The sequence below is a fragment of the Mesorhizobium sp. M7A.F.Ce.TU.012.03.2.1 genome (assembly GCF_004006095.1).
Classification (GTDB): Bacteria; Pseudomonadota; Alphaproteobacteria; order Rhizobiales; family Rhizobiaceae; genus Mesorhizobium.
Window position 1 is genome coordinate 6,352,557 of the sequence record NZ_CP034779.1, and the last position, 12,312, is coordinate 6,364,868.

The following is a 12,312-nucleotide window of genomic DNA, read 5'->3' on the forward strand; positions in this document are numbered from 1 at the left end:
GCCGGATCAATCTTCACTCCTAAGAAAAAAATACGACTGAGTGGAAACACCAGCAGTCGATCAATGCATGCGTCGATGGTGAGCCTAGCGAAGCCGCGGCGGTCACGAACGGGGAACATCAAAATGGGGAACAGAGACATATGAGCACGATAACGACTGTCCTGGAGCCGCTTGCCGAAGGCAAGTTGCACCGAAATATCGACTGGCGCGGCGCCTTCTGGGTGGCGAGCGGCGTGCCTGCCCTCGTCCTGTTCTCGATCGGCGGCATTGCCGGCACGACCGGCACGCTGGCCTTCGCGATCTGGATCTTCTCCATGATCATGGGCTTCCTGCAATCCTTCACCTATGCCGAAATCGCCGGCCTGTTTCCGAACAAGTCGGGCGGCGCGTCGATCTATGGCGCCACCGCATGGCTGCGCTATTCCAAGTTCATCGCGCCGCTGTCGGTCTGGTGCAACTGGTTCGCCTGGTCGCCGGTGCTGTCGCTCGGCTGCTCGATCGCCGCCGCCTATATCCTCAACGCGTTGGCGCCGGTGCCGCTGTTCACCGATGCCTCGCCCGACGTCGTCGCCTATATCGCCGCGCATGCCGGGACGAGTGCCGCCGACGCCATCACGGCGGTGACCGCCGCGGCAACGCCGGTGATCCGCAACTGGACGCTCTACAGCCACACGCTGGGGCCGGTCTCGTTCACCCTCAACGCGACTTTCTTCATCGGCGCGGTGCTGATGCTGATCATCTTCGCCATCCAGCATCGCGGCATCCTCGGCACTGCCAATGTGCAGAAATATATCGGCCTGCTGGTCATCATCCCGATGCTGATCGTCGGCGTGGTGCCGATCGTCACCGGCCAGATCAACTGGGCGAATTTTTCGCCGCTGGTGCCGCTGGCGGCCGCCTATGCGCCCGAGCCCGGCGCCTGGAACATTGCCGGCTGGACGCTGGTGCTTGGCGGCATGTTCATCGCCGCCTGGTCGACCTACGGCTTCGAGACCGCCGTCTGCTACACCTCGGAGTTCAAGAACCCGGGCACCGACACGTTCAAGGCCATCTTCTATTCCGGCCTTTTGTGCATGCTGCTGTTCATCCTGGTGCCGTTCACCTTCCAGGGCGTGCTTGGCCTCAACGGCATGCTGGCGACACCGATCGTCGACGGCTCCGGTGTCGCCGACGCGCTGGCCGGCATGGTCGGCGGCGGCGCACTGATCCACAGCCTTTTGGTGATGCTGATGATCCTGGCTCTGGTTCTGTGCATCATGACGGCCATGGCCGGCTCTTCACGCACGCTCTACCAGGGCTCGGTCGATGGCTGGCTGCCGCGCTATCTCAGCCATGTCAACGAACATGGCGCGCCGACGCGGGCAATGTGGACCGATCTCGTCTTCAACCTGATCGTGCTGGCCATCGCCTCTGCCGACGCGACGAGCTTCTTCTTCATCCTCGCCGTGTCGAACTGCGGCTATATCATCTTCAACTTCCTCAACCTCAATGCCGGCTGGATCCACCGCATCGACAACGGCCATATCGCCCGGCCTTGGAAAGCACCGAGCTGGTTGCTCGGCGTCGGCGCGATCTTCGCCTATGTCAACATGATCTTCATGGGCGCGGGAGCCAAAGTTTGGAACCCGATGGCGCTGTGGGCCGGCCTGATCACGGCAGCCCTGATTATCCCGGTGTTCTGCTTCCGCCATTACATCCAGGACAAGGGCAAGTTCCCCGACCACATGCTGGCCGATCTCGGCATGACGGGGGCCGACCTCTCGGTCAAAAAGGCGGGCATACTGCCCTACCTGACCCTGGTAGCCGGCGTGGTGGTGATGCTGCTCGCCAACTGGTTCTTCGTCATCTGACCTCGTAAAAGTGAAAAGGATCGGGCGCGCTTCGGCGCGCCCGATCCTTTTCGACTGGCGTGATCGGTCTATTCGGCGGCCAGCGCCAGTTGCGGCTTTTCGGCTTCCTGGCTCAGTTCCAGATCGTCGGTCCGCCCCTCCGCCCCGCGCTTCTTCGGCTCCCGGCCGAAGAACAGGGCGTAGCCGGCAGGCAGGACCAGGATGGTCAGCACCGTGGCAACGAGGATGCCGCCCATCATGGCGTAGGCGAGCGGACCCCAGAAGACGCCGCGCGAGATCGGGATCAGCGCCAGCACCGCCGTCAGCGCCGTCAGCGTGATCGGCCGGAAACGGCGCACGGCCGAACCGATGATCGCCTCGTAGCGGTCCATGCCCGCGGCGATGTCCTGGTCGATCTGGTCGACCAGGATGATCGAGTTGCGCATGATGATGCCGAGCAGCGCGATGACGCCGAGAATGGCGACAAAGCCGAACGGCGCGCCGCTGATCAAGAGTGCCGCGGCAGCACCGATAATGCCAAGCGGACCGGTCGCCAGCACCAGCATCGCCTTGCCGAAGTTCTGCAGCTGGATCATCAAAAGCACGACGATGACGGCCAGCATGATCGGCGCCTTGGCGGCGATCGAAGCCTGGCTTTCCGCCGAATCCTCCGCACCGCCCTGGATCTCGACCTTGTAGCCGGGCGCCAATCCGTCACGCAGGCCCTGCATATCCTTGTACAGTTTGGTGACGACGTCATTGGACTGCACGCCGTCGGGCAGCGTTGCCCGCACACTGATGGTCGGCAGACGGTCGCGGCGCCACTCGATGCCTTGCTCCAGCACCGGCACCACCTTGGCAACCTGCGACAGCGGCACGAAGCCACCGAAGTCGGTCGGGATATAGACCGAGTCGACCGAGGACAGCAGGCTGCGGCTGGCATCCGGCTCGCGGGCGACGATGGACACCGTCTCCTCGCCGTCGCGGAAGTCGTCGAGCGGCGCGCCGGACATTGCCGCCTGCAGCATCTGGCGGATGCGCTGCGAGGTGACGCCGAGTGCGCGGGCACGATCCTGGTCGATGACCAGCTTCATCGCCGGAACCGGCTCCAGCCAGTCATCATGCACGGCGCCAAGCAGCGGATCCTCACGGAACTTCGCCTTCACCTGGTCGGCGATGCGGCGCACCTCCTGGCGATCCGGCCCCATGACGCGCATCTGCACCGGCCAGCCGGTCGGCGGGCCGAGGAACAGACGATCGACCTTGGCACGGATGGATGGGAAGTCTTCAGCCAGAACGGTGCGCAACTTGACGATCAGCCGTTCGCGGGCCGGTTCGTCATTGGCCATGACGAGCAGCTGGGCGAAGTTGGGGTTGCTCAGCTGCTGGTCGAGCGGCAGGAAGAAGCGCGGCGCGCCTTCGCCGATATAGGTGGCGATGAAACGCTTGTCCTTGTCGTCCATCATCTTGGTTTCGAGCGCCTTGGCCTGCGCCTCGACTTCCTTGATGCTGGTGCCTTCCGGCAGCCAAAGGTCGACGAGGATTTCCGGCCGCGACGATTGCGGGAAGAAGTTCTGCGGAATGAACTGGAAAGCCCACAGGCTGGTGCCGAAGGTGACCAGCGTCATCACCAGGACGATGATGCGATGGCGCACGGCCCAGCTGACGGTAGCACGAAGCCGGCGATAGAAACGCGTGTCGAAGACATCGTGATGGCTGCCGGCATGCTTGCGCTGCTTGAGGATCATATTGCCGAGCCATGGCGTGAAATAGACCGCGACGAACCAGGAGACGATCAGCGCGATGCCGACGACATAGAACAGGGTGCGGACATATTCGCCGGCGGTCGAGGCCGCGAAGCCGACCGGAATGAAGCCGGCTGTGGTGATCAGCGTGCCGGTCAGCATCGGGAAGGCGGTCGAGGAATAGGCGAAACTCGCCGCCTCGACCTTGACCATCCCCTCCTCCAGCTTGCGCTCCATCATCTCGACGACGATCATCGCGTCGTCGACCAGAAGACCGAGCGCGATGATCAGCGCGCCGAGCGAGATGCGCTGCAGGTCGATGCCGAGTTCGTACATGATGGCGAAGGTCGCAGCCAGCACCAGCGGGATGGCGATGGCGATGACCAGGCCAGAACGCCAGCCTATCGACAGGAACGAGACGACGAGCACGATCAGCAGCGCTTCGCCGAGCGCATGCATGAACTCGGCCACCGCATCGGTGACGACGCCCGGCTGGTCGGAGATCTGGTCGACCGCAACGCCGTAGGGCAGCGCCTCTTCGAAGCGCTTGTAGGTGGCCTCGACATCCTTGCCGACGTCGGTAACCTTGAAGCCCTTGGCCATGACGACGCCCAACTGCACGCTGTCGTGACCGTTGAAGCGGTATTTGCGCTGGAACGGATCTTCCAGCCCCGAGGTCACCGTGGCGATGTCGCCCAGCCTTGTGACCTGGCCGCCGGCGCGCAGGCGCAGGTTCCGGATATCCTCGACCTTGCCGACATCGCCCTCGACGGAGATGCGTACCGAGTTGGTGCCGGTATCGACGGAGCCGGCCGGGTCGACATTGTTCTGTCCCTTGATCGCATTCTGCAGATCGGTCAGCGTCAGGCCGCGTTCGGCCAGGGCCTTGGACGAGACGTCGATATAGAGCTTTTCCGGCTGGTCGCCGATGATGACGGCCTTCTCGACGCCGGGCGTCGTCAAAAGCATGTCGCGCGCCTGGATGGCGAACTTCTTCAGTTCGGGATAGCTGAAGCCGTCGCCGCTGATCGAATGCAAGGTGATGAAGGTGTCGCCGAACTCGTCGTTGAAATACGGGCCGAGCAGGCCCTGCGGCAGGTCGCCCTGGATATCGCCCACCTTCTTGCGCACCTGGTAGAAGGCGTCGGTCACCTCGGCGGTGTTGGTGTCGCCCTTGATCTGCACGGTGATGATGGCGCTGCCGGCGCGGGTGAAGGAGCGCACGAAATCGAGATGCGGCGTTTCCTGCAGCTTGCGTTCGATCTTGTTGACGACCTGGTCTTCCATCTCCTTGATCGAGGAGCCCGGCCAGATCGCCTGGACGACCATGATCCGGAAGGTGAAATCGGGATCTTCCTTCTGGCCCATACGCATCAGGCCGAGCGCGCCGGAAATGATGATCAGGCCGAACAGGAACCGCGCAATGGCGGGATGGCCGATTGCCCAGCGCGACAGGTTGAAGGGCCGCTTCTCTTCCGTGGAATTGGTCATCGACGCTGGTCCATCTATCTAGCGCATCAAAATCGAGGTTTCATAGTGGCTTCCGGGCGGCAAGGCTCTCCGAGCGGAGAAGCACTCATCGCGGTGGGACGCGAGATCGATGTGGGGGTTACATCAATCGAGCGTCTCGGTCGGGCGCCTGCCGCCCGGAAACCAACGACTGCGGGAACGCGCAGCCGGTTGTCTGTCGTCAGCGCACCTGCTTGGCGTCGCCGTCTGCCGCGGATGCCGATTGCAGCGCCGCATCACCAGCGAGCTTCACCTTCAGGTTTTCGGTCATGAATTGCGTGCCGGCGGCGACCACGACATCGCCGGGTTTCAAACCCTCTGCAACACGCACGCCATCGGCGGCGAACTCGGCAACCTTGATCGGACGGGCATGAACGGTGTCGGCGCCACGATCGACGGTCCAGACGATCGATTGGGTGCCTTGCTCGGCCAATGCGCTCAGCGGGATCGAGACCAGCTGCCGCTCATTGGCCGCCGAGGCTTCGATGCTGGCGGTCATGCCGAGCAGCACACGCGGATCGTTTGGCAGGCTGACGCGGACGGCAAAGGTGCGTGACTGCGGATCGGCGCTACCGGCGACTTCGCGGACCTTGCCATCGAGCGCCAGCGCATCGTCGGACCAGAAGCCCGCCTTGACTGCCTTGCCCGGCCTGAATTCGGCGATTTCCATTTCGGGGACGGCGATCAGCACTTCCTTCTCGCCGTCGACGGCGACAGTGACAACCGGCGTACCGGAACCGACGACCTGACCGACGTCGGCACTGACCGTGGTGACGATGCCATCCCTGTCGGCCTTGAGATCGGTATAGCCGACCTGGTTCTTCGCCTGAGCAAGTGTCGAAAGGGCGGAATCACGGGTGGCGACCGCTTGGTCATAGGTCAAGGTCGCCTGTTCGAGCTGTGATTTCGGGGCAAAATTCTTGGCAAAAAGCTGCTCGGCTCGCTTGCGGGCAAGCTCCACGGTCTCGACCTGCCGCTCGGCGGCATCGAGCGCTGCCTGCGCGCTCTTGACCGAGAGGTCGTAGTCAATGGGATCGATGCGGGCGAGCACATCGCCCGCGGCCACATGCTGGCCGATATCGACGAGGCGCTCGGTGATCTTGCCATTGACGCGGAACGCCAGAGCGCTCTCGGTGCGGGCTCGCACCGAGCCGGAATAGGAGAGCGTGCGGGTGTCGTGCACCTTCGCGATCTCGACAACCTTGACGGGACGGATGATATCCTTGACTTCGGCTTTTTCCTGGCTGCAGCCGGCAAGCCCGAGAGTGGCGACGATCAGGCCGGCAACTGGCAGCTTGCGAAGGATGGAATTGGACAAAGACATCTTGGTACTCCGACTGGAGATGAATGGTCGACAACCGGCTGGCGGGGGCTATTACTTCAGAGCTCTGATCGCATAGTCGATCAGATCGTCGGGCATCGCCCGGTTGGTCTTGGCAAGGCACTGCGCCACCATTTGCGGATGGCACAGGATGACCGTTGCGGCACCGAAGCAGCGCGACGCGGTCACCGGGTCCTGTTGTCTGAACTCACCGGCCTCGATGCCGTCGCGGATCACCTCCGCAAACAGGTCGTGGATGCTGTCGACATGCTTGTCGATCACACCCCAGTCCCGTTCGAGGGCGACGATGACCATCTCGTGGACCTTCTGGTCGTCGAGCATGACCTCCATCGTCATCTTGTATTGCGCATGCACGTAACGCCTAAGCCGCTCCTCGGCGCTGATCGGCAGGCGCGAAATCTCGTAGGCCATCTTGTAGCTGGCGCCGAGCATACGGCCGCAGACGGCCTGGTGGATTTCGACCTTGGAGGCGAAGAAACGGTAGATGTTGGCGGGCGACATGCCGAGCTCACGCGCGATGTCGGCGACATTGGTCTTGCCGTAGCCATAGTGCCGGAACAGGCGCTCGGCGCAATCGAGAATGCGCGTTACATTTTCCTGTCGGGCGGCTTCGGCGACTATGGTGGCGGCTTCGGACATGATCCTCTATCGATTTACGAGTGATGAATTTCGATTTTCGTCACTCGTAAATTGAAAAGAGCGACCTGTCAATGCGGATTCGGTGTACACGTACGAATGGTGACAGATGGTGACAGGGAACCGACGAAAGTCGCGGAGGCTTTGCCCAATCGCAAAGGTCGTAACTGGAGGAGAGCAGCGACGAGGCTTAAGTCCCCCTCGCCATCTCGCGCAACCGGAATTTCTGGATCTTGCCGGTCGAGGTCTTCGGGATTTCGGCGAAGATGACCGCCTTCGGCACCTTGAACCGGGCAAGCAGCGCGCGGCAGTGATCGATGATCTCGGCTTCGGTCGCGACCTTGCCGGGCTTCAGCTCGACATAGGCAACAGGCACTTCGCCCCATTTGTCGTCGGGCCTGGCGACGACGCCGCAAGAGCCAACCGACGGGTGCTTGTAGAGCGCGTCCTCGACCTCGATAGAGGAGATGTTCTCGCCACCGGAGATGATGATGTCCTTGGAGCGGTCCTTGAGCTGGATGTAGCCGTCGGGGTGCATGACGCCGAGATCGCCGGAGTGGAACCAGCCGCCGGCGAAGGCCTCGTCGCTCGCCTTGCGGTTCTTCAAATAGCCTTTCATGACGATGTTGCCGCGGAACATGACCTCGCCGATGGTCTCACCATCGGCCGGTGTGGTCCGCATCGTCTCGGGGTCCATGACGGTCAGGCCTTCGAGCGCCGCATAGCGCACGCCCTGCCGCGCCTTCCTGGCACTGCGCTCGCCCTTTTCGAGATCATCCCAGGCGCCATGCCATTCGTTGACGACCGCCGGACCATAGGTCTCGGTCAGGCCGTAGAGGTGGGTGACGGCAAAGCCGGCATCGGCCATCCCCGACAGCACCGCTTCCGGTGGCGGAGCTGCCGCGGTGTTGAAGGTGACAGTCTGCGGGAATTCGCGCTTGTCCTCCTCCCTGGCATTGATCAGCACCGACATGACGACCGGGGCGCCGCACAGATGGGTGACGCCGTGATCGGCAATCGCATCGTAGATCGGCTTCGGCCGCACCCAGCGCAGGCAGACATGGGTGCCGGCCTGGACAGCGAGCGTCCAGGGAAAGCACCAGCCATTGCAGTGGAACATCGGCAGCGTCCAGAGATAGACCGCGTGCTTGGCCATGCCCGCATGAATGGTGTTGGTGTAGGCCATCAGCGCGGCACCGCGATGGTGGTAGACGACGCCCTTCGGATTGCCTGTCGTTCCGGAAGTGTAGTTGAGCGAGATGGCGTCCCACTCGTCGTCGGGCATCGACCAGGCGAAATCCTCGGCGCCGCCTGCGACAAACGCCTCATAGTCCAGCGTGCCAACCCGCTCGCCCTTCGGATACGGCGCGTCGTCGGCGTATTCGGGATCGTCATAGTCGATGACCAGCGGCTTGACCTCGGTCAGTTCTAGGGCCTGCCTGACAACGCCGGAGAATTCGCGGTCCACGATCAGCACCTTGGTCTCGGCATGATCGAGTTGGAAGGCGATGACCGCGGCATCGAGGCGGGTGTTGAGCGAATGCAGCACCGCCTTGGTCATCGGCACGCCGAAATGCGCCTCCAGCATCGGCGGCGTGTTGGACAGCATGACGGTGACGGTGTCGCCCTTGCCGATGCCGCGCCTGTCGAGCGCGGAGGCAAGCTTCAGCGACCGATGCCAGAAAGTGCGATAGTCGATGCGCTGGCGGCCGTGAATGATGGCGACATGGTCGGGATAGGTCTTGGCCGCGCGCTCAAGATAGGTGAGCGGTGTCAGCGGTTGATGGTTGGCCGCGTTCTTGTCGAGATCCTGTTCGTAAGGACTGCCCATCCCATGCTCCCCCCGCGGTTTCTTTCAGACGTTCTAATCACAGGCTCGGGCCGCGTCACCACAAACGATGCCACGAGAGAGCGCATTTGGCACAATGATGAACCAGATTCGGCGTAAGCGGGAGTATCGCATACCTCTGCCCAGTTTGACTTTTGTCGAGAGCCGTGAATAATGTCAGCCGAGGAGACGGCATGGCGATCCGACCGGCAGAACAACTCATCCACAAGGCCGCCTGGCTCTACTATGCCCATGGCCTGCGGCAGGACCAGGTGGCGAGCCAGCTTAACATTTCCCGTGCCTCGGTCGCCATGTATCTGCGCAAGGCGCGCGAGACCGGCATCGTCAACATCTCGACCTCGACCCAGCTTTTCACCGACGACGTGCTGGCGCGCAAGCTCGAGGATGCGTTGAGCCTCGACGCCGTCTGGATCGCGCCGGAGAATGATCATATTGCCGACCCATCGACGGAAATCGCCGTGCTGGCGGCGAGCGTCTTTCTCGAACTGGTCAAGAAGGGCGACCGCATCGGCGTCGCCTGGGGCCGCACCGTCTATATGATCGCCGACGTGATGTCCTATGCCGATCTACAGGATGTCACGGTGGTGCAGCTCTGCGGCAATCTCGGCGCGCCCTATTCCTATCGCCCCGACCAATGCACCATGGAAATCGCGCGGCGGCTCAACGCCAAGGGGCTCAATTTCTACGCGCCGCTGGTGCTGTCGACGGAAGAACTCGCGCGGGCGCTGCGTGCCGAGCCGGTGATCCGGGAACAATTGTCGGGTGTCAGCGAATGCGACCTGGCGTTATACTCGGTCGGCGCGGTCGACGCCGACAGCCATCTGGTCAAATGCGGCGCGCTGACGCCAAACGAAATGGCGGATTTGCGTAGCCAAGGCGCTGCCGGCGTGATTGCCGGGCAGATCATAGACGCCGAAGGCAAGGTGCTCGGCTGCGGTTATAACCGCCGGGTGATCTCCGCCGAACTTGCCTCGCTGCGCGCCATCACCAGGCGGTTGGTGGTGGTGCAGGAGGACAGCAAGTTCGAACCGCTGCTCGCGGCGATCGCCGGCGGCCTTTGCACGCATCTGGTGGTCGGCGCGCACATGGCGCAGCGGCTCCTGGACCATGCGGCTGCCACCATAGAAAAGGCCTCCTAGAAATCCTCCTCTCCGCTGCCGGCGCATTGTCATCAAAGCGTCGCGGCAATCCTGTTTCACCAACAAAGACAGCAACCGGACGAAGCGAACATGAAGAATTTGTGGAATGACGAAGCAGCCGAAAATCTCGTCGCAGACTACGCGAAAAAGGGTGTCGGCCGCGACCTGGCGCTGCGCGTCTACACGACCCGGCTGCTCGGCGGCGAACCACGGCTGGTCCTGCATGGCGGCGGCAACACCTCTTGCAAGACGACGGCAACCGACCTCGTCGGCGACCAGTGGGACGTGCTGTGCGTCAAGGGCAGCGGCTGGGATATGGGCGTCATCGAGCCGCAGGGCCTGCCGGCGGTCAAGCTCAAGCCGTTGCTCAAGGCGCGCGCGCTGAACAGGCTGGCCGACGAGGACATGGTTGCCCTGCAACGCGTCAACCTCATCGATCCGTCCTCGCCCAACCCGTCGGTCGAGACGCTGCTGCATGCCTTCCTGCCGCACAAATTCGTCGACCACACGCACTCGACCGCCATCCTCGCCATCGTCGACCAGGAGGACTCCAAACCTCTGGTGAAGACGGTTTTCGGCAGCAGGATGGGCTATGTGCCTTACATCATGCCCGGCTTCGACCTCGCCAAGGCGGCGGCCGACATCTTCGACGCCGACCCTGATGTCGAAGGCCTGATCCTGGACAAGCACGGCATTTTCACCTTCGGCGACGACGCCAAACAGGCCTACGACCGGATGATCCACTATGTGAATGTCGCCGAGGACTTCATTGCCGCAAGCGGCAAGCCGAAGGCGGCAAAGGCGGCCTTGCCGGCAAGCCTCGCGACACCGGCGTCCATCGCGCCGATGCTGCGTGGTGCGGTGGCGGTGGCGCGCGGCGAAGGCCGCTTCGACCGCATGGTCAGCGATTTCCGCACTTCGCCGGCAATTGTCGATTTCATCAATTCGGCCGAGATCGCCGACTATGCCGGACGCGGCGTGTCGACACCGGATCTGTCGATCCGCATCAAGACCGGCCCGATGGCGCTGCCGGCGCCCGATGCTGACAAGGCCGGCGACTACAAGGCGGTGATCAAGAGCCATGTCGACGCGTTCGCCAAGGATTATCGCGCCTATTTCGAAACCAATGATGCGCTCGACGACGTCAAGCGCACCATGCTCGACCAGATGCCGCGGCTGACGCTGGTGCCGGGCCTCGGCATGTTCGGCCATGGCCGCACGCTGAAGGACGCGAAGATCGCCTCGGACATCGGCGAGATGTGGATCGAGGCGGTGCGCGGCGCCGAGGCGGTCGGCCGTTTCCACCCGCTCTCCAAGGCCGATCTGTTCCCGCTGGAATACTGGTCGCTGGAACAGGCCAAGCTCGCCTCCAACAAGCCGAAGCCACTGACTGGCCAGGTGGTGCTGATCACCGGCGGCGCCGGCGCGATCGGTGCAGCGACAGCCAAATTGTTCGCCGACAATGGCGCCCATGCCGTCGTCGTCGATCTCGACGCCGAAAAGGCTGCCGATGCGGCGAAGAAAGCCGGCAACAATTCGATCGGCGTCGCCGCCGACATCACCGACCCGGCGCAGGTGCGTGCCGCCTTCGACAGGGCGGTCGCCGTGTTCGGCGGTGTCGACATCCTGGTTTCCAATGCCGGCGCCGCCTGGGAAGGCCGCATCGGCGAGCTCGACGACGCACTCCTGCGCAAGAGTTTCGAGCTCAATTTCTTCGCCCACCAATCGGTGGCGCAGAATGCCGTGCGCATCATGCTCGAGCAGGGCACAGGCGGCGTGCTTTTGTTCAACACCTCCAAACAGGCGGTGAACCCCGGCCCGAAGTTCGGCGCCTATGGCGTGCCGAAGGCGGCGACACTGTTCCTGTCCAGGCAATACGCGCTTGACTATGGCGCGCATGGCATCCGCTCCAACGCCGTCAACGCCGACCGCATCCGCTCGGGGCTTCTGACCGACGCCATGATCGCCAGCCGCTCAGGCGCGCGCGGCGTGTCGGAGAAGGACTACATGTCCGGCAATCTGCTCGGCCAGGAAGTGACGGCGCAGGACGTGGCGCAGGCCTTCCTGCATCACGCGCTGGCCGACCGCACCACCGCCGATGTGACGACCGTCGACGGCGGTAATATCGCGGCAGCGTTGCGCTGACGTAGAGATCCGTCCAGACGAAAGGTGCGGTGCAACTCCGAAGCTTGCTCGAGAAGGGGCGGTTGGGAACTTTCGACCCGACCGGCCATTGAGATCGAGCAAGGTCAAGCAGCTAAAT

General features: G+C 63.0%; 7 protein-coding genes. 3 read left to right on the forward strand and 4 right to left on the reverse strand.

What is annotated here, in order from left to right:
* Positions 1–140 precede the first annotated feature (140 nt).
* Positions 141–1,850 (forward strand): APC family permease, encoded by a 1,710-nt coding sequence (locus EJ079_RS31545; protein ID WP_127811064.1) that lies wholly within the window; start codon positions 141–143, stop codon positions 1,848–1,850.
* Between the two features lie 68 nt (positions 1,851–1,918).
* Here the strand turns inward: EJ079_RS31545 and EJ079_RS31550 are convergent, their stop codons facing one another.
* From EJ079_RS31550 to EJ079_RS31565, 4 genes are all read right to left on the reverse strand, one after another.
* Positions 1,919–5,065 carry an efflux RND transporter permease subunit gene (locus EJ079_RS31550; protein WP_127328496.1) on the reverse strand — a complete coding sequence of 1,049 codons (3,147 nt, stop codon included), beginning with the start codon at positions 5,063–5,065 and terminating at the stop codon, positions 1,919–1,921.
* A 199-nt stretch (positions 5,066–5,264) separates the two neighbouring features.
* Entirely contained in the window at positions 5,265–6,407 is a 1,143-nt protein-coding gene (locus EJ079_RS31555; protein WP_127269134.1) for an efflux RND transporter periplasmic adaptor subunit, read from the reverse strand.
* Between the two features lie 51 nt (positions 6,408–6,458).
* On the reverse strand, positions 6,459–7,064 hold the full coding sequence (locus EJ079_RS31560) for a TetR family transcriptional regulator (protein WP_027036073.1): 606 nt from the start codon (positions 7,062–7,064) through the stop codon (positions 6,459–6,461).
* Positions 7,065–7,251: 187 nt separating this feature from the next.
* Positions 7,252–8,892 (reverse strand): acyl-CoA synthetase, encoded by a 1,641-nt coding sequence (locus tag EJ079_RS31565; RefSeq protein ID WP_127811065.1) that lies wholly within the window; start codon positions 8,890–8,892, stop codon positions 7,252–7,254.
* Positions 8,893–9,083: 191 nt separating this feature from the next.
* Here EJ079_RS31565 and EJ079_RS31570 point away from each other — a divergent pair, with 191 nt between their 5' ends.
* Both EJ079_RS31570 and EJ079_RS31575 read left to right on the forward strand, forming a co-directional pair.
* On the forward strand, positions 9,084–10,049 hold the full coding sequence (locus EJ079_RS31570) for a sugar-binding transcriptional regulator (RefSeq protein ID WP_127396099.1): 966 nt from the start codon (positions 9,084–9,086) through the stop codon (positions 10,047–10,049).
* 90 nt (positions 10,050–10,139) lie between these two features.
* Positions 10,140–12,194, forward strand: a complete 2,055-nt coding sequence (locus EJ079_RS31575; protein WP_127811066.1) for a bifunctional aldolase/short-chain dehydrogenase — start codon at positions 10,140–10,142, stop codon at positions 12,192–12,194.
* The last annotated feature ends 118 nt before the right edge of the window (positions 12,195–12,312 follow it).